Below are 19,375 nucleotides of genomic sequence, written 5' to 3'. Positions count from 1 at the left end.
TAAGTATGTTAAAGCGCTTAAACTTCTGGTATATTATGGATATGTGTATAGATCTTACATCTGAGGAGGATACATACTTGTATAACATTCTGATGCTAGATGATGATCAAGAGATGATCGCAACAATAAGTCCTTTATTATTACATTCCGGGCTGAATATCCAGCATATTTTTTCGGCAACTACATTTTCGCAGGGATTGGATTATATTCGTGAATACGATATTGATCTACTGATTACCGATCTTGAAGTAGCAGGCTTGAATGGAATAGATGATATGCAACAGGTGAAATTGATCAAACCTTCTATCGAAATAATAGTTGTTTCAACACATAATACATTTGAATATGCACAGGCAGCTATCCGTCTGGGTGTCAAAAATTACTTAATCAAGCCGCTTGAGCTTGAGCCGTTTCTAGATTCGGTGCGAGAAGTATTGTTGCATGTTAATATCGCTAGACCAGCGATTGAACATACTCATTGGGCTCAAGGCAATCATTTTCAGATGCAACGACATACGATTCAAAATCATATCAAGCTAAATCAGTTATTTGCTCCACATGCTTATATACCTCAAGAAGAATCGGTATATCAATCGTTAGGATTGCATGGTCCTTATTACGCTATGATCAAAATTCAGTATCAACCGCTTACTTCAAATCAGGTCGCTCTCACGGTAGCCGATCACTATTTGCTCAATTATGCGGTAATGAATCTGGCAGTCGAATTGGTGCACAATCAGTGGAATAGCGTTACTTTTGAGACAGATGCATGTGAAGTTAATATGATTATGCAATGGGATGAGACATCATATCTTCAAGGATGGCATCATAAGATTCGTCAATTGAATCAATTGGGGCAGTTGTTGCATAACCATATTAATAACTATTTGCATATTCCCAATGTGATAGGGATCAGTCAGATTTTGAAAGGAAACGAATTTATCAATCAATTAAATATACAAGCTCACCGGGCATTAATGTGGCATACTCAATATCCAGATCATCATGTCTTTTATTATGGAGATATGTACTGGAAAAAGCATGAAGTCAGTGAGCCAACAGCAGTAATAGAAGAGAACAAAGGAAAGAATCCGTATAATCTGATCGTATCTCAGGTCAAAGCTTATATCGAAAAGTGTTATGGACAAAAAGGGTTAACTATTCATGATGTAGCCAAAAAAAATCATGTCAGCCCTAATTATTTAAGCTATTTGTTCAAAAAAAATACAGGCTTTAATCTATGGGAATATGTGATCAAGCTACGTATGGAAGAGAGTCGCAATTTATTGTTAGAAACAGATCTACGTAGATATGAAGTGGCAGAACGTGTAGGATATGAATCTCCTGAACATTTTAGCAAAATATTTAAACGATATTATGGCATCAGTCCTAGTGAATTCAAGCAATTGCAAGCTTAAATGGAATTTGATGCAGATTAAAATCGAGACAAAGATATATAGTTCTTATTCATATGTAATAACCAAGTTAACATGTCAGATTAATTGGCAAAGCCGGAGAAGAACTGTTATGATTTGTAGTATTGATTTGCAAATTATAACAGGAAGCAGGAATCCATGATGACGTACAGTTATGTTTCTCATTTGGAATGTCCGGTATGTGATACAACGTATGATGCAAATAAAATCCAACAACTTTGTACCTGTGGTTCACCACTATTAGTACGGTATGATCTAGAACGTGTCCGTAATGAAGTGAAACGATCTGCTATTCGAGAACGCAATCCTGATCTATGGCGTTATCATGAATTATTACCTGTACAGCATGAAGATCATGTCATCACGTTAGGAGAAGGAATGACTCCTTTACTTCCTATGCCCAAGTTAGGTGAACGTTATGGACTGACTCATTTATATATGAAAGATGAAAGTTTGATTCCAACAGGAAGCTTCAAAGCAAGAGGAGCGGCAGTAGGTATTTCCAAAGCTAAAGAGTTAGGTGTTCAGCAATTTGCGATGCCAACGAATGGTAATGCAGGTGCGGCATGGGCGCTGTATGCGGCTCGCGCAGGGATCAAAGCAACGATTGTGATGCCTCAAGATGCTCCTTCTATTACTCGCACTGAAGTGTCTTTGTCTGGTGCAGAGTTATTTTTGGTCAATGGATTGATTAGTGACGCCGGTAAAATGGTTGCAGAAAAAGTAAAACACGATCAGATTTACGATGCATCTACACTCAAAGAACCTTATCGGATCGAAGGCAAAAAAACGATGGGCTTAGAAATAGCAGAACAACTAGGCTGGGCAATGCCAGATGTTATTCTGTATCCAACCGGTGGCGGTGTCGGTCTGATCGGTATTTACAAAGCGTTACAAGAACTGAAAGAAATCGGCTGGTTAGCAGGCAAGTTACCGCGATTGGTTGCTGTGCAAGCCGAAGGATGCGCCCCGATTGTCAAAGCATGGGAAGAAAAGAAAGAACGCTCTGAATTCTGGGAGCAATCAACGACTGTTGCTTTTGGGATTAATGTTCCCAAAGCACTTGGTGATTTTCTAGTATTGCGTGCATTGTATGAGACAGACGGTATGGCGATTGCTATTTCTGATCAAGAACTGCTAGAAGAGCAACAATATATCGCTGAATATGAAGGTGCGTTTGTGTGCCCTGAAGGTGCGGCTACATTTGCCGCGGCTAAACGATTGGCTGAACAAGGCTGGATTAGTCGTGATGAATCCGTTGTTGTGTTGAATACAGGAGCAGGTATTAAATATCCAGATACAGTGAAGATCGAAGTTCCATTGTTAGAAATTGGTGAATCGATTATATAAGCAATATAGAATAGGGTCATAGACTGTAGCAGTTTTCACATCAGGTGAGAACTGCTTTTTTATTACATAAACTATTTTGAGGTAGAAGTCATGATTAAAAAATCCTTCGTTTATAATAGTGTAACTCTAACTGGAAAAATGTTACAATCTCCATATTAACAAGTACTTTTTGTTTTTGGTACACTATCTGATCAAAAAGGGGATACATCTCAATGAATCCAGCTGAAGAACGTCCAACAGACAAAGGTATTGATACAGAGTCGTTATGCGAAGAAAAAGCATTAGAGCTCAAGCAAGCCGGATATCATTTTATTGCTAGATATTACAATCAGAATAATCCCCACAAAAATCTAACAAAGATCGAAGCTCAAGCGCTAACTCAAGCAGGGTTGTATATTGTAGCTGTTTGGGAAAATGGATATCCAACATCGGTATCGTATTTCTCACAAGAAGTCGGAGAAAGTGATGCTACATCTGCCTACAATTATGCCAAACATACAATTGGACAGCCGAAAGGTTCTACGATTTATTTTGCAGTCGATTTTGATGCGTCACCAACAGATCTAAGCGAGTTTGTTCATCACTATTTTCAAAAGATTATTGATACCTTCAAAGAATTAGGCAATGAATATCATATTGGAGTCTATGGTTCAGGGCTGACTTGTGAATATATACTTAAAAACTTTTCCGAGATATCGTATACATGGTTAGCAGAATCATCAGGTTGGAGCAATTCTAGAACTTTTGAACAATGGAATATCAAACAAGTGGGAAGTGGAACAGAAGTTGGCTTCTCGGTAGACTTTAATGAAGCTCAAGGAGATGGCGGCGGATTTAGATTGGAATCATAATCTTTGTTTGCTTTACGGCTATTTCCGTTACGATATGTTATAGATCGTAAAAAAGCCATCTTCAACTTGCAATAAAGATCCAGCGATATTAAAAAGTAAAGTCTTATTCTAATCTAACTCAGATTGGGATAAGATTTTTTGTTGTTGACCTTAACGTTACGTCAATGTGTATGGTAAGAACAGAGCTTATGATCTTACTATACAGGAGGCAAAAATAATGCGTATCCATATTCGCAATACTACGATTTTGACGATGAATAAAGAAGAAGCTCCTTTTCTCGGTGATATTGTGATCCATAACGATCGAATAGAGCATATTATTCACAAAGATCAGCAAACTATCGATCCTATCATTCTAGAACAGATAAATCATGACGATGTACAGGTTATTGACGGTACTGATATGGTGACGATGCCAGGCTTAATCAATGCACATCAACATACACCGATGAATTTGTTAAAAGGATTTTCTGATGATCTTAAATTAATGGATTGGTTAGAAAAGAAAATGTTCCCTGCTGAAGCGCAAATGACTCCAGAAGATATCTATTGGGGCAGCAAATTGTCGATGGCTGAAATGATTCGTTCGGGCACAACAACTTTTGCCGATATGTATATGCATATGAATCAGATTGCTCAAGCTGTAGAGGAAGTCGGTATGAGAGCCTCGTTAACACGCGGATTGGTCTTTCATGACGATGATCAAGGTGCACGTATTCAAGAAGCGATAGAACTGGTAGAAGAATGGCATGGACAAGCAGATGGGCGTATCACCACTATGTTCGGCCCGCATGCACCGTATACTTGTCCACCGGATTCATTGCTAGAAGTGATAGAACTCGCGAAGCAGTATCAGTTACCGATTCATATTCATCTTGCTGAGACCAAAGAAGAAGTAATAACGATGCGTGAACGTTATGAGCAGACACCGACACAATATCTATATGAGCTAGGATTATTTGAGCAATTGCATGTGATGTTACCACATAGTGTTCATCTGACCAAACGAGATATTCAATATTTAAAAGGAATGCGTGGAGGGGTTATTCATAATCCGGTGAGTAATTTGAAATTGGGATGTGGTATTGCCCCAGTTACCGAAATGATGCAACAGGGGATTACGGTAGGATTAGGTACAGATGGAGCAGGAAGTGCTACAACACTGGATATGTTCCAGGAGATCAAAGCAGCCACATGGTTACAAAAATTAGACTATGGCGATCCAACCGTATTGCCTGCGTACCAGTCACTGCAAATGGCGACCATAGAAAGTGCCAAATTATTAGCGATTGATCATGAGACCGGTACATTAGAAGTAGGCAAAAAAGCAGATATGATTTTGATTAATTTGCGTCAACCTCATTTACAGCCTGTCCATCATATTGTTTCTTTACTTGCGTATAGCGCAAATGGGGCGGATGTAGATACAACTATCGTAAATGGACAAATACTGATGAGACAACGCCAATTAATCACTATAGATGAGCAAGAAGTAATACGTCAGGGAAATATACGAGCCCAACGGATCGTAAACGGTATCTAATAGAAATGTATATCCAAAATCCACTGCATCTAGTATATAGATACAGTGGATTTTTACATTATGTTTACATTAAATTTACACTTAGTTGATAAAAGTAAATGATTGCTTTAAAATATTGGGTTAGGATGTAAAGGAGGAACTGCAATTGAATGTTTCACAGGTGGACTATGAGGCTTTTCGCTGGATAAATGATGGAGCAGCCATGTTCTCATTTATAAATCCATTGATGTTATTTTTATCAAAATATGCTGTTGTGTTTTTTATGATTGGAGCATTGATTTATTGGTTTACTCGCGCACACGCTAATCGTCGTATGATTACGCAAGCTTTATTGTCGGCACTAATCGGATTTACAACAAGCTGGATATTAGGTAAATTATTTTACCGGGATCGACCCTTTGTCGATCATGAAGTATTCCAGTTAGTTCATCATGAAGCCAATGCTTCTTTTCCAAGTAATCATGCGTTAGGTGCATTTGTTATTGCTATGACGATCTGGTTATTCCGTCGTCGCGATGGTTGGATATGGTTGATTCTTGCTTCAGGTATCGCTATTGCTAGAGTCTGGACAGGTGTCCATTATCCTACAGATGTGCTTGCCGGAGCTTTATTAGGAGTTTTGATTGCTGTTGTAGTACATAGAGTATTTACACGAATATCACTCGCTAAAAGCTTGATGGAGTTAGGCATTTATCATTATGAACAAATCGAAAGAAAAGTATGGCGTAGCAAGTCAAGTTATCGTAATCGTTAAAATAGCCTAACCATCGCAACAAAAAAATCTGCTTTGAAGTCAACGTGTCTACGATCAGACACTGATGCTTCAGAAGCAGATTTTTTTGATATATATTATTATTTATAAGCAATACAATCTTGGTAGAGACATAAATGACAAATTGTTTTATTTGTCTGCTTGAACCATACGTACTAACAAGTGAGCCAGTTTGTGACGTTGGTCTTCATCGCCGACTTTCCACAATTCATATAACAATTTCTCTTCGCGGTTACGTGGTTCTTCGTGAGTAGCTAGATAATCAGCAACTTTTTGTGCAATTTTAGCTAATTTTTCTTCACCTAATCCGATAGATTCCCCAAGTTGAATACGTTTGCCCAAATAAGACTTAAACGATTCAAAATTGCTTAAAATATCTTCTTTTTGATCATCACTCAAACGATTTAGTGTAGTTTCCACCTGTCCTGTTGCGATTTCTCCGTCTTTTTTAACGATATGTGATTCTTCTGACATTATGAATTCCTCCTCGTTGTTTGTGGTGTACTACGTTATATATAACCGCATCATACAATTCTAATCTTTTCACAATAAACTTCTTCCAAATGCTTAGAGCAGGTATTAGGACAAGGTATTAATTTTGTTATTCACTTTTAACTTTATTGCAACTTTTGCATAAAATATTTGCAGTATACTGAATATAGAAGTAAGCCACTTACTCACACCTGAACAAGACAAAAATCATACACGAATCACCAATTGGAAAAAAGTTACATGGTTCTGTAAGTACGTAATACGGGTAATAAAGGCTACACAAGGTTAATCAGTTACCAACACATTATTGTTGGCGGTCTATTGAGCTGACCGACCATTTTAAGGAGAGATGAAGCGATGTTTAAAACGATGATGGGTATTTTTGGTGCAGGGGCTGCTTCATTGATCCTCTTGACTTCTGGAAGCTTGACTCAGACTTCAGGAACGGTCACAGCCGATGCTGCTACAGTTACACAAAGCGTGTATGCAGATACGTATACACCTGCTGCTAATGTACCGGCAGACGGAACTTATACTGTGTTTATCAACAAAATTGACCGTAATTCCAACAATGGCAGCTATGAGCTAACTGTTGATCCTATCAACTGGTACCTCGGAGAAGCAGCGAATGTTGAATTTAATAAAGAAAATCCGAATAGTGGCATTGATGGAGCACCTGATGGTTACTACATTACTAATGATGATACACAAACATATAATTATGCAGTAGCAGCTAATCCAAAAGTATTGATGCAAATTTATGATCATACAGGTCAATGGAAAGATATTGATACCAATTGGAATGAGCCTGTTAGTATTCAAAAGCTAAATGCGATTTTCCAAAAACCTGATCTACTTGATCCTACGGTATTCCCATACCACATTACAATAAAAGATGGACAAGTAAGTCAAATCGTACAGCAGTATATTCCTTAATATACTGTGCATCAAGATAAATACTTCAAGGGACTGCTGTACTGGCGCAATAATAGACCAGTATCGTAGTCCCTTTTGTATAGATTGGTAAAGTAATAGCTGTTCAGAATCCAAAAGCTATCTCTGCAAAATGACAAAAATTTTGCGGAGTCGTGTCAATCTGGTATGATCTTTATATACGCTTGGATGCTGAATAGGTGATCGTCTGCAACTTTTGCCACAGTTATGCGTTACATTACTTGAGGAGGTGCATTTATGATGCAACGAAATATTCAATTACTACTGAAACGGACTCCATTTGCATTAATCTTGTTAGTCGGCATTCTAATGTTGGCGGCATGTGGCAATAAGGAGCAACCAGCAACAGCTCCTGTTGAAAATGGTAGCACCGGTACTACAGAAACCAACCCAACTACAGAGGTGACACCACCTGCTACAGGAACGACAGATGATTCTTCATCTGAAAGTGTAGAGGACAACCAATCTACAGATGATAATACAGCTGGAACAACAGAAGAGAGTGTAGAAGCAGACGATAACAACGAAGCTACTGACACGACAACAGATTCTTCTGCCGCTGAAACGAAAAGTGCAACAGGTACATTTACAGGATTAGCAGACGAACATTCTGCTGAAATCATGGTAGATGGTCAACCAATGGTATTCCAATTAAGTGATGCAGCTCAAACAGTAGCAGGAAACTTGAAAGAAGAATCAAAAGTAAGCTTCCAGTATACTGAAAAAGCGATCCCTGGTGATGATAAAATCAAATCGATGACTATCACCAAGCTAGAAGCTGTAAAATAATCAATCGTTATTTATAAGATTGTATAAAAAAGCTCCGAATCCACTGTATAGTGAGTTCGGAGCTTTTTTGTGTCTCTACATGTATTACACTGATTCTGCTTGTTCAGGACGACGTGAGACCAGACGTACCAGATCAAGAGTAAGAATAGGAAGTGCCATCCCTGCAGGGTATGCTAGATATCTAGCTTGCCATTCAGGAGAGAACTTTTCTTTGTAGCGGCGTAATCCTTCAAATCCATACCAGTGCCCTCCATATTGGAACACCAGACGTGCTAATTTTTCTTCACGATGTGCATTTTGATTTTCGCCTACACTGGACAGTGGAGACATGCCTAGATTGAAATAAGAATATCCTTGTTCTTTTGCCCATTCGATCAAGCGGACAAACAATACATCCATCGTACCATTTGGCGTGTCATTTAAGTGACGCATAAGATCGATGGAAATCACTTGATTCTGGTCATAAGCCGGAGCGAGTGTTGCAAACGCTAAAATCTGACCTTCTGCATTACGAAGTAGAGCCAGTGGAGAACGCTGGATATACGGTTCATTGAACCAACCTAACGAATAAGCTTTTTCTTTACGATCGCCTAACCACTCATTAGAAATCTGACGTAGCTCTGCTAATAGATCAGCTTGATAAGGCGGAGACAGTACTTCAAACGTCTGTCCTTCTCGATCAGATTTATTTTTAGCTGTTCGCAAGTTTTGGTTACTTTTACCACTTAGTGTAAAGGTATCTAATGGCACAAGCGCTTCTTCGCCAAGCTTGAAGAAGTTATAACCATTTTCATGATAGATGGATAGATATTCAGGTGCTGCCTGATAAAAGACTACAGTTAAAGCATAATGGTCAGCATAACTTTGGAACTCTTGAATAGCTGCCCCGACCAAATTTTTATTTCCAATTGGATCACCGAGTACAATTAATTTATCACGTACACGAGAATAAGGAATTAAGATTTGATCATTTTGCGCCCAGTAAAAGTTTTTATCACCTAGATACAGAAGGTGAGTCAGCAGATTACCGTCTTCTTTATCAATAAAATCTGTGAACTTTTCGATCTGTGCTTCATCTGGACGAACACCTGTATAACGATGCGGACGAAGAGTGAAGATAGAGGCTATCAAAATCAAAGCCCCGATAAATCCAATCACCGCTGTAACCGCATATTCGTGCGGGTCTAAAAACCAGTGCTGTGCACGTAATGGCAAATGTCGCAAAATAGCAGGATGAATATGTGTACCAATCATGTAATACGATAATGCTGAAATAAAAGCAAGTAACGCCCAGATCCAAATACTACGTATAGAAATGCTAGTACTTTCACGATTAAAGCGAGCACGTGACACCCATAGTACCAATGCTACGATCAGCAGAATAATCGCTTCTTCGTAATCGAACCCTTTGGCAAAGGTGAAAATAGCCCCTGTTAACAGCAAAGCGCCTGTCAGCAAATATGCACGCCGAATACGAAGCGAAATACCCCGTGATACAATAATTAGCATAATCCCGATAATAACAGACAATTGTTCAGAGAAGCGCATAATCGGTAAAGACAATAGATGCTCCATAAAACGTAAACGATCGATCAAGCCGGGAGTTGCCGCCGATAACAGCAAAATAACGCCGCTGGCAAAAACCAATTTGCCGAGTGCCCATGCACCTAGATCACTTAGTAAGCCAAATTGAGAAGGCCATCCCCAAAATTTAACCCATGTGTTACGCGAAGCATCCAGACTGTTCGATAGCATGTCACGCATTTGCTTAGTGCTTGGACTCATTTCAAAAGCAGCCAATACCAAACCGATCAACCACGGAACAACAAAATAGAAAATACGAAATAATAACAAAATCGTTAGTGCACGCGATGGATCAACACCTAATGTGTGTAATCCAAGCAAAGCAATCAGATCAAATGCCCCAATACCACCAGGAGCCATACTAATAATCCCTGCAATCGCAGCTACAACATACACACCGAATACCGGAGCAAACGGTAAATGATTCAGATCATAAAAAGCGAATAGCCAGAACAATGTACCCGCACAAGCCCATTCAAGTAAAGAAGAGCCAATCGAAGCGGCAATAACTTTCCAGGGTAACTTGCCGTCTCCTTTATGGAACCATTTCGCAAATAATGAAGAACGTTGCATTAATAAAAAGAACGGTAGATATAATGAGACTCCCCATACTCCTAATCGAAGCCATGGATGCTCCTGAAAAATAGGTTCAACTGGAAACACACCGATCAATGTCAAACAGCCGAGCAAAGACAATCCTACTAATACAATAGGAGATAAGAAAAGTACCGCAGCACCCATCGTTTTCATAGGTACGCCGCTTTTCTTATACAGCAATGTACGTAAGCCTACACCGGTGAGACCAGCAAACCCAATCATATTGTTGAATGTATTTGCGATCCAAGCATACCGATAAGTTGTTTTCCAATTCACATCAAGCTTGAACTGCTTTCGTATTAAATAATCGTAAGTACTCATTGCCGATACAGCGATAAAAGAAGCAATGATTAGTTGAATAACGATATGAACAGGCATCATACGTAACTCATGAATAATTTTAGCTAAATTGATATTCTGAATCTCATGTCTTCCATATACAAAAATAATGGCTAGAATAGCTACAGGAATCAGTATCCTTATAATTTTAGCGCGATATAAAGCTGTGAATAATTGTAAGATTTTAAGCTTTCGAAGCGATTCTCTCATTGTGTCGTCGACTCCACCTTTAGACAGATTAAACTTATGATTTGTAAGTACAGCATATTAGCTTATCCTAATTTGCACATATGATATTCTTGGTAAATGGATGTATATCTGGATGGTGTAACATTCTTATCTATCATACTACATCGGTATGTGTAAAACACAATTTGATAGGATTCTATACATTGCCTGTATATTGTATTTGAAGCGTAATAAAAAATCCCTTCTAGTTGAAGTGTAGGGTTCATTTAGGAATGAACATTTTCTCACTATCTACTACAAGGGGAGAATATAACTATAATAAACAATTATCTTATGGTTTTATTTACACTAATGTAACGAATATCAAAAATAGCAAAAACTTCTTACTCTGAAATATTGCCTGCTTCTGGATCTGGTTGATATTGCGATTTGTAATCTTCATAGATGACATCAGTCATCATGCCCATAGATGCGTGATGAAGTTCATGACAATGCACCATCCACATCCCCGGGTTATTTGCGCGAAAAGCAATGACATAAGTGTCACCGGGGCGCACATTGATAGTATCTTTCCAGATCGGTGAGCCTGTTAATGCTTGACCATTTTTGGATAATAATTCAAATGAATGACCATGAAGATGCATAGGGTGATCTTCATTTTTAGATTCATTAATTAACGTTATTTTGACAGCTTCGCCTGTTTTGACTTTGAGCTGGCCAACTTGAGGATAGGCTTCTTTATTAATCGTATATGACATTTTACCATCAATCACACCCATATCCAAATCTAACGTATATTCACGATCAAATGCAGAAGATAATGTAAACTCACTTGTAGTTGGTTGACCATAGGTTGTAAGATCAAGTGCTGCTTGGTTACCATCTGGAATAGATGCCATCTGTGCTTGCTGTGCTGTAATCTGTTGCTCTATTTCAGTTGCAGTAGGTTGAGTGTTAGCCTTCTCGATTAGAATAGGAATACGAATAGATTGTGCAAATGTCGACTCTCCAACCATACCTATCCACGATAAACCCACCTGATCTGCTGTAAATTCGATATCATACCGTTCGCCAGGAGCGATAACCAGTAATCCATTTTTCAATACCTGAGGTTGATTGATATCTTGTCCATCAGTTGCTGTGACACGATAAGCAGGAGAATGAATATATAATGTCTGAGTCATATTACCTGCATGAATCAATCGCAAACGTACATGATCCCCTTGATGAACCACGATCGGTTCAATAGACTTTCCGCTTCGTCCATTAACCGTATAGATATTGTAAGCACCTAGATTGCTATTGATAGCTAGTGTATTACTTTCACTTTCAGGAGCAGTTGTATTGGGATCTGACCATTCGTCCAGTACCAGTGTATGATCAGCAGAGACAGAATCCTGCTTTTTCTTCACAATAAAAGAGCCGTATAATCCTTTACCAATCTGATTTAAGCTATCTTGATGAGAATGATACCAGTACGTACCTGCATGATTCGCTTTGAACGTATAAGTGAAGCTTTCTCCCGGTTGAATCGCATCTTGAGTCATTCCGGGCACGCCGTCCATATCATTTGGTAAGACCACACCATGAACATGTAGCGAAAGAGGTACGTTAAGTTTATTTTTTAAATGGATCGTGACTATATCGCCTTCCGTCACTTCGATCTGTGGGCCGGGTACAGAACGATTGAATGTCCATACAGGCAAATATTTACCTTTTTCAATTTCTAAATAAGACGTTTGGGCAGTTAAATTGATCATTTCGCTTGTGATCGTCTGCGGTGGTGTTGTTATCTGAGCAGGACGCTTCGTGACGCTACCTTCTGGCGCAGTAGCTGTTGTGCCTATATGATCCATCGACATAGAATGTTCGGTATGTACAGATGTACTTGGTGGATCTGATGAAGGGGAAGTTGTTGTTGATGGTGATGCGCTACAGCCGGTTATTATCGCTAAGCCAATCAGCAAGGAAGTGAAGCTAATAGAAGTGCGTATATTGAGTATAAATAGAGACGTTAATAATGATTTCACTGTATATTCTCCTCTACCAATGTAAGATTGTTCTACTCTATTATGCCTTTTTTTAACTTCTATAGTCTCAATAGGAATTGTCATTTTCTTGACGATTGAAATGATAACGCTAATTATGTACAATGACAAAAATGTTACTTTTTGTTGAATCATGTGTTTAAACGCAATACTTACTGTTTAATAATCATTCACGAGGCTCTGTTGTTAGAGGTTGTGTAACCGCTATATTCTAACAATGTACAGAATGATAAAGAAGAAAGGGGGGACAGAAAATCATTACAATATCAACATAGAAGAATAGAGCCGAATACTTAACAGCATGATGAGACGCAAAACATTTTACCGAGCAATTATATCTAAAAACAACAATACGGAGGTATACGATTCATGGGAAACAAATCTAAAAAAGCTTCACTTATACTTGCTGCTACTATTCTGGGAACAACGGCAGGAAGTTTTCTTGTGGTGCCTAGCGTTAATGCTGCAATCGAAAGCAATGTAGTGAAAAACGATATTAACTGGGATACTCCTTCTGCTCCAGCCGCACCATCTCAAGTGAATGCTCGTGCAGGTTCTGAACAAGTCGTTTTAACTTGGGCTCCTGTCGATAATGCCAAAAGTTACAACGTAAGACGTTATAATGTAGTAAACAATACGTATGACAGTTTTAAAGCTAACGAAACGACTGTTTTGACAACAGGTGTAACCGATGCAGTCTATACAGATACTTCTGTAACAAATGGTCAAATTTATGGTTATGTGGTGAATGCAGTATACGGTGATGGACAAATGAGCCAATTGTCGATGCCTGTTATAGCTACACCGATGGCAATGTCCGGCAATGTAAAAGATTCGATCGTATTGCAATACAAATCAGGTACAACAGCAGGTAGCAACAGCATCCAACCTACATTTAATATTATGAACACTAGCGGTACACCTGTGAACTTGAGTGATATTCGTGTACGTTACTATTTCAATGGTGGTAAAGATTTGACTGCCAAAAATTTCTCTGCGAGTAACGTAAGCTTCGGTTCTCGAAATATCGAGCCTAACTTTGTTAGTCTGGAGAAAACATATGCACAAGCAGATAGCTATATCGAATTGCTATTTAATGCAGAAGCAGGAATCATTAGAGCAGGTGGAGAAACAGGTCCAATGACATTTACAATCCAGAAAAATCAAAGCGGATCTTCTCAAGCAAATGATTATTCCTACAAAGATACTTCTGAATTAACAGAGTGGAATAAAGTAGCTGTTTACTATCAAGGCGACCTTGTATGGGGAACAGAACCTGATTTAAATAACTAATCGTTAAACAATAATGTGCAGTTAATAAATAATCAGTATGTAAGGATATAAGTACGACCCAAAGTGATCTTTTCGAAGATCACTTTTTTTATTATCACTCCAAATTAACGATCTACAATTAACACTTACATATACGCTGTTTATATTAACTTATACTTGCATAGTTACTTTCTAAATGGTAATATACTTATATAAAATAACTAATGAAAAGAAAGGGACTTTCCTATGAATACTCCTATCATTAATCCAGCACTTCAAATCGGGCTGGTCAAACTTCGTATTAGCCAATTAGAACGTTCATTAACTTATTACACCGAGGTTATTGGACTTAAAATATTACGTCAAGATGATACTACAGCAGACTTAACTGCGGATGGACATACTGTTTTACTTCAATTAGAAGAAATCGAAAATGCCCAGATTTTACCACGCCAATCTGCGGCTGGCTTATATCATTTTGCTATTCTTGTACCTGATCGGACTAGCTTAGGATTGGTGCTTCGTAATTTAGCGATGCGTAACCAACAAATCGGGCAAGGTGATCATCTTGTTAGTGAAGCATTGTATTTGAATGATCCTGATAATAACGGTATCGAAATCTATGCAGATCGTCCTCGTTCAACATGGCAAAAAGACGAACGCGGGCAATATATTATGGGAACGGATCCTGTTGATGTAGATGGGTTATTAGCGCTGGCTGAAGGCAAAGAATGGACAGGGTTACCCGCAGGTACAATAATCGGACATGTTCATTTCCATGTGCCTACTTTAGCAGCGGCTCGTCAATTTTACGTCGATATATTAGGATTTGAAATTATGCTTACTGATGATCGCAGTGTGTTGTTTATCTCTGCGGGCGGTTATCATCATCACTTAGGACTCAATGTATGGGCAGGTGTTGGTGCTCCTATCGCTCCGGCAAATGCCGCAGGTATCAGTTATTACACATTAAAAATGCCAGATCAGGCTTCTATTCAAGAAGTTGCTGATCGTGCTAGAGCAGCCGGTATCCCTGTAGAAGAAACAGAAGGGCAATTATGGTTGACAGATCCTTCAAATATTCAAGTCCGATTTTATAGTGATGCTTCTTAAATATTGTCTTATATGTAACGCTACGATCAAAAGAAAGAATGGATCAACAAAAAAACCGATGCGTATCTGCACCGGTTTTTTCATGCTTTTGGCTTCATGTTACATATTAGTAAAAAGAATCGGTGTTGATATCTGTTTCCACACCATCTTCATAATATGAATCTTCACTATACGATCCTTCATTTGTTCCATACGCAAATGCCGCAATAAAAGCAAATACGATAAAAGCGATCATAATCAAATGAATGAGTGTGCCTAAAGCACCGCAGATTAATCCAGCTATTGCCATTCCTTGACCTGCTTGTCTACGTGTTTTTAATTCTTTAAGTGCAAGAATCCCGAAAATAATGCCTAATATACCAATAACAATTCCGATACCAGGTAACATCAACAAAGCAGCTAAAGAAGAAATACCTAAAACAAGTGCTGCAATTGCTTTTCCGTTATTAGTCATCGGATATTGTGGTGGGTAAGGAGCAAATGGGGGAGGATTCTGATTGCCGGGCAGATGGTAAGGCTGATTTGGGTCCATAAATGTACCTCCTTTAGATATGTATCATTTACCCGTTTTTAATTCTTATCATACCATTTAATCTGGATATAAAAAACAGGAGTCTTTTCTGGCGGGAAAAGGCTCCTGTGGGGTAAACCAATCATAGACTACTTATTTGATTGTTAGATCGAAGTATGACTTGGCAATGGACGCGTTAAGTTCAAGTACATTGCTGTTAATTCGTCAAACCATGTTTTGTCTTTGCTAATCAAAGCGATATCGATCAAGCTTTTCAATTGTTCAGGCTCTAATGTAACTGCATCTTGAAAAGAAATCTCTGCTGAAGCAGTGACAATACCAAGAGAATCTTGTTGCAAATATACACGAATCGTACTGTCCATATATTCTTGTCTCAAAAAGTAAATAATTTCGCTCATTAGAATAGGACGAGAGTGCGTAGGGTATGTGCACTCCATTACTTTAACCCAGTAATGTTTGTTGGTCAGGTGAACGGATCCTTTCTCATCAATTAAGCGTTGGTCTGCTTCAATATGGTAACGAAGGTCAAATGTTTGTATAGGGAAATTTTTGCTTAATTGTTTATGAAGGACAGCATAAATTTCTTGTTCGTTTAATTTAATCATGCTAATCATTCCTTTGCTTTTATATATTTTTAGAAAACCGTTTGAATTGTAAGGGTCAGGTCAACTTTTAAGGTGATAAATGAGTAATTATGAAGCTGTTAAAATATATATCGGTCAATAGACTCATATTTTGTATATATTTTGTCGAAAAAAAGGAAAAAATGTTATAGGAAATGAGGACTATATATGTCAGAAGTTCAAGATCATTTGAAAAAAGGCTTAGCGATCTTATTTATCGGCTTTAATCCAAGTCTACGTTCAGGAGAAGTAGGGCACCATTATGCCAATCCACGTAACCGGTTTTGGAAAATTCTTTATGAATCTGGTCTTACGGATCGATTGTATAGACCGGACGAAGATCATGATTTATTAGAAATAGGTTATGGATTTACAAATATCGTTTCCCGTCCTACCCGTGGAGCAGAAGATATTTTGCCTGAAGAATATGCAACAGGTCGTCAACAATTACGAGAAAAGCTAAAAACCTATCAACCCCAAATCGCTTGTTTTGTCGGTAAAGGAGTGTATCTTCAATACAGTCAAAAAGCTAAAGCATCATGGGGATTTCAAAAAGAGCCTATTGTAGAAGGAATACGAGAATTTGTAGCTCCGTCTTCTAGCAGTCTTGTGCGAATGCCTGTAGACGATATTATTGATATTTATCGACATCTTTCTATAGAACAATAAGGGGAAATCGAAGGAAAGCGTAATCAAATAAACGAATAAAATAAAAGTTTGACAATATTGCCGAAAACCGTTTTAATTATGTAGACCGATCGTTATAATGAATTTGAAGGATGTGAACATATGGCTGAAAAGTCTAACTCACGCGATCTGATTGTAGAGACAGCTGCGAGACTTTTCTTTTCACAAGGGTATCATGCTACAGGATTAAGTCAGATTATCAAAGAAAGTGATACGCCTAAAGGTTCTTTGTATCATTATTTTCCGAATGGCAAAGAAGAATTAGCCTATGTATGTATTGAGAAAACCAATCATCATGTATTGGAAAAGTTCAAATCTGTTTTTGAACAACATCAAACAACAGGCGATGCAATTCAAGCTTTTATTCGCGATATGGCAGATGATACTGAAAAATCCGGGTTTACTGGCTTTCTGCCTTTTAGTTTTTGGGCAGCAGTAGAAACGTCATGTATAAGTAACAAACTACGATCCGCTTGTCAGGATGTTTTTATCGATTGGCAAGAAGTGATTGCAGAACGTTTGCAACAAGAAGGTGCTTTAGAAGTTCGTGCCAAAGAAGCTGCATTGCTCATGATATCAATGATGGAAGGTGCTTTGATTATTTCCCTAACCAATCAAAGTAAACAACCGATGTTGATCGCCGCCGATTACTTATCGGCTATCATGAAGACAGCTGTATTAACAAAATAAACAATAGATAGAGACAGTTTTAGGAGGATGGGAACGTGGACGTAAGTATGAACGCAGATGCTATCAAAGGTCAGCCAGAAGGAAGACAGTACAAAGTATTACCAATTATGATTTCATTGTTATTAAGTGGATTTATCGGCTTATTCAGTGAAACTGCATTGAATGTAGCGATCAGTTCTTTGATGGGATTACTTAGTGTAGATGAAGCAACAATTCAATGGTTAACAACAGGATATTTATTGGTGTTAGGTATTCTGGTTCCTGTATCTGGATTATTACTACAATGGTTCAGTACAAGACAATTGTTTATTACTTCTTTAACATTTTCGATTGTTGGTACGATTGTAGCTGCATTGTCACCTAACTTTGAAATCTTGTTAATTGCTCGTGTGTTGCAAGCAGTAGGTACTGGATTGTTATTACCATTGCTATTTAATACGATTCTTATTATTTTCCCGATTGAGAAGCGTGGAGCAGCGATGGGCTTGATCGGTCTAGTTATTATGTTTGCACCAGCGATTGGGCCTGCAATTTCAGGTCTGATTTTAGCTAATCTAACATGGCACTGGATTTTCTGGATTTCGTTGCCGTTTCTTGTGATCGCTTTGATCTTTGGAGTGATGTTCTTAGAAAATGTATCGACGATCACCAAGCCCAAAATCGATATTCTCTCGATTGTATTATCTACACTTGGATTCGGTGGTATCGTATTCGGATTCAGTAGTGCAGGTGAAGGTTCTGGCGGTTGGGGAAGCCCTGTTGTAATCGGAACTTTATTATTGGGTGCAGTATCTCTATTATTATTTGGCTTCCGCCAGATGAAAATGAAGCAACCGATGATCAACTTGCGTGCATTCAAATTCCCGATGTTTACAATCGGTCTGATTCTTGTATTTATCTGTATGATGATGATCTTATCGTCTATGTTGATCTTGCCATTGTACTTGCAACAAGGTATGGCGTTGACTGCATTGGGTGCAGGTCTTGTATTGTTGCCAGGTAGTCTATTGAATGGTTTCTTATCACCAGTCATGGGTCGTTTATTTGATAAATTCGGTCCGAAATGGTTAGTGATTATTGGTTTATCTATTGCTACGATTGTATTATTCTTATTCACTAGAATTCATTCTACAACTCCAGTGGGTCTGATTATTGGGTTACACGCTTCATTAATGGTGGGTATATCGATGATTATGATGCCAGCACAGACCAACGGTCTGAATCAGTTGCCACGTGAATACTATCCAGATGGTACAGCGATTATGAATACACTACAACAAGTTGCTGGAGCTATCGGTACAGCGCTCGCTGTAAGTATTCTGAGTGCTGGTCGTGCTAACTTCTTGAGTGGTGTCGCTAATCCGAAAGATCCGTCAAATGTATTAGCAGCATTTACAGTAGGGGTGCAACATGCCTTTATCTTTGCTGTGGTGATTGCAGCGATCGGTCTGGTATGTGCGCTGTTTATCAAACGTGTTAATGTTAAACACGGTATGTAATTAATTGGAGTAAGC

At 38.4% G+C, this 19,375-nt stretch carries 17 protein-coding genes; 12 read left to right on the top strand and 5 right to left on the bottom strand.

The features are described 5' to 3' along the window. Nucleotides 1-77 precede the first annotated feature (77 nt). The 5 genes from PQ460_RS13385 (at nt 78) to PQ460_RS13365 (ending at nt 5,934) form a co-directional block, all read left to right on the top strand. Nucleotides 78-1,418, top strand: a complete 1,341-nt coding sequence (locus PQ460_RS13385) for a response regulator transcription factor (protein WP_274170107.1) — start codon at nt 78-80, stop codon at nt 1,416-1,418. A 159-nt stretch (nt 1,419-1,577) separates the two neighbouring features. Then, nucleotides 1,578-2,786: a threonine synthase gene (locus tag PQ460_RS13380; RefSeq protein WP_274172939.1), complete on the top strand. Its 1,209-nt coding sequence runs from the start codon at nt 1,578-1,580 to the stop codon at nt 2,784-2,786. A gap of 212 nt (nt 2,787-2,998) precedes the next feature. Continuing rightward, nucleotides 2,999-3,637 carry a DUF1906 domain-containing protein gene (locus tag PQ460_RS13375; protein ID WP_274170106.1) on the top strand — a complete coding sequence of 213 codons (639 nt, stop codon included), beginning with the start codon at nt 2,999-3,001 and terminating at the stop codon, nt 3,635-3,637. A gap of 217 nt (nt 3,638-3,854) precedes the next feature. Beyond that, nucleotides 3,855-5,180: an amidohydrolase gene (locus PQ460_RS13370; RefSeq protein ID WP_274170105.1), complete on the top strand. Its 1,326-nt coding sequence runs from the start codon at nt 3,855-3,857 to the stop codon at nt 5,178-5,180. 145 nt (nt 5,181-5,325) lie between these two features. After that, on the top strand, nt 5,326-5,934 hold the full coding sequence (locus PQ460_RS13365; RefSeq protein ID WP_274170104.1) for an undecaprenyl-diphosphatase: 609 nt from the start codon (nt 5,326-5,328) through the stop codon (nt 5,932-5,934). A gap of 147 nt (nt 5,935-6,081) precedes the next feature. On the opposite strand, the gene PQ460_RS13360 is transcribed toward PQ460_RS13365, so the two are convergent. Then, on the bottom strand, nt 6,082-6,426 hold the full coding sequence (locus tag PQ460_RS13360) for a DUF3243 domain-containing protein (RefSeq protein WP_204824274.1): 345 nt from the start codon (nt 6,424-6,426) through the stop codon (nt 6,082-6,084). Nucleotides 6,427-6,801: 375 nt separating this feature from the next. Here PQ460_RS13360 and PQ460_RS13355 point away from each other — a divergent pair, with 375 nt between their 5' ends. Together PQ460_RS13355 and PQ460_RS13350 are read left to right on the top strand one after the other, a co-directional pair. After that, on the top strand, nt 6,802-7,380 hold the full coding sequence (locus PQ460_RS13355; protein ID WP_274170103.1) for a hypothetical protein: 579 nt from the start codon (nt 6,802-6,804) through the stop codon (nt 7,378-7,380). Nucleotides 7,381-7,635: 255 nt separating this feature from the next. After that, on the top strand, nt 7,636-8,187 hold the full coding sequence (locus PQ460_RS13350; RefSeq protein ID WP_274170102.1) for a hypothetical protein: 552 nt from the start codon (nt 7,636-7,638) through the stop codon (nt 8,185-8,187). Nucleotides 8,188-8,271: 84 nt separating this feature from the next. Here the strand turns inward: PQ460_RS13350 and mprF are convergent, their stop codons facing one another. Together mprF and PQ460_RS13340 are read right to left on the bottom strand one after the other, a co-directional pair. Beyond that, entirely contained in the window at nt 8,272-10,917 is a 2,646-nt protein-coding gene (gene mprF, locus PQ460_RS13345; protein WP_274170101.1) for a bifunctional lysylphosphatidylglycerol flippase/synthetase MprF, read from the bottom strand. A 362-nt stretch (nt 10,918-11,279) separates the two neighbouring features. Continuing rightward, entirely contained in the window at nt 11,280-12,926 is a 1,647-nt protein-coding gene (locus PQ460_RS13340; protein ID WP_274170100.1) for a multicopper oxidase family protein, read from the bottom strand. A gap of 387 nt (nt 12,927-13,313) precedes the next feature. Here PQ460_RS13340 and PQ460_RS13335 point away from each other — a divergent pair, with 387 nt between their 5' ends. Both PQ460_RS13335 and PQ460_RS13330 read left to right on the top strand, forming a co-directional pair. Then, complete coding sequence (locus PQ460_RS13335) at nt 13,314-14,237, top strand: cellulose binding domain-containing protein (protein ID WP_274170099.1); 924 nt, start codon at nt 13,314-13,316, stop codon at nt 14,235-14,237. Nucleotides 14,238-14,462: 225 nt separating this feature from the next. Beyond that, entirely contained in the window at nt 14,463-15,329 is an 867-nt protein-coding gene (locus PQ460_RS13330) for a VOC family protein (protein WP_274170098.1), read from the top strand. Nucleotides 15,330-15,435: 106 nt separating this feature from the next. On the opposite strand, the gene PQ460_RS13325 is transcribed toward PQ460_RS13330, so the two are convergent. Together PQ460_RS13325 and PQ460_RS13320 are read right to left on the bottom strand one after the other, a co-directional pair. Next, on the bottom strand, nt 15,436-15,861 hold the full coding sequence (locus PQ460_RS13325; RefSeq protein ID WP_274170097.1) for a DUF4190 domain-containing protein: 426 nt from the start codon (nt 15,859-15,861) through the stop codon (nt 15,436-15,438). A gap of 143 nt (nt 15,862-16,004) precedes the next feature. Further along, nucleotides 16,005-16,466 (bottom strand): hypothetical protein, encoded by a 462-nt coding sequence (locus tag PQ460_RS13320; RefSeq protein WP_273616062.1) that lies wholly within the window; start codon nt 16,464-16,466, stop codon nt 16,005-16,007. Between the two features lie 186 nt (nt 16,467-16,652). Between PQ460_RS13320 and PQ460_RS13315 the strand changes: the two genes are divergently transcribed. From PQ460_RS13315 to PQ460_RS13305, 3 genes are all read left to right on the top strand, one after another. Continuing rightward, nucleotides 16,653-17,153, top strand: coding sequence for a mismatch-specific DNA-glycosylase (locus PQ460_RS13315; protein ID WP_274170096.1), 501 nt, complete (start codon nt 16,653-16,655; stop codon nt 17,151-17,153). A gap of 120 nt (nt 17,154-17,273) precedes the next feature. After that, the gene (locus tag PQ460_RS13310) at nt 17,274-17,861 is read left to right on the top strand and encodes a TetR/AcrR family transcriptional regulator (protein ID WP_273616064.1); all 588 of its coding nucleotides are present in this window, start codon (nt 17,274-17,276) and stop codon (nt 17,859-17,861) included. A gap of 47 nt (nt 17,862-17,908) precedes the next feature. Beyond that, nucleotides 17,909-19,360 carry a DHA2 family efflux MFS transporter permease subunit gene (locus tag PQ460_RS13305; RefSeq protein ID WP_273616294.1) on the top strand — a complete coding sequence of 484 codons (1,452 nt, stop codon included), beginning with the start codon at nt 17,909-17,911 and terminating at the stop codon, nt 19,358-19,360. Nucleotides 19,361-19,375: the final 15 nt, after the last annotated feature.

This window comes from Paenibacillus sp. KACC 21273 (assembly GCF_028736095.1).
GTDB classification, from domain to species: Bacteria; Bacillota; Bacilli; order Paenibacillales; family Paenibacillaceae; genus Saccharibacillus; species Saccharibacillus kyungheensis.
Note: the sequence above shows the minus strand (reverse complement) of the source record. Positions and strands in the feature narration are given on the sequence as shown.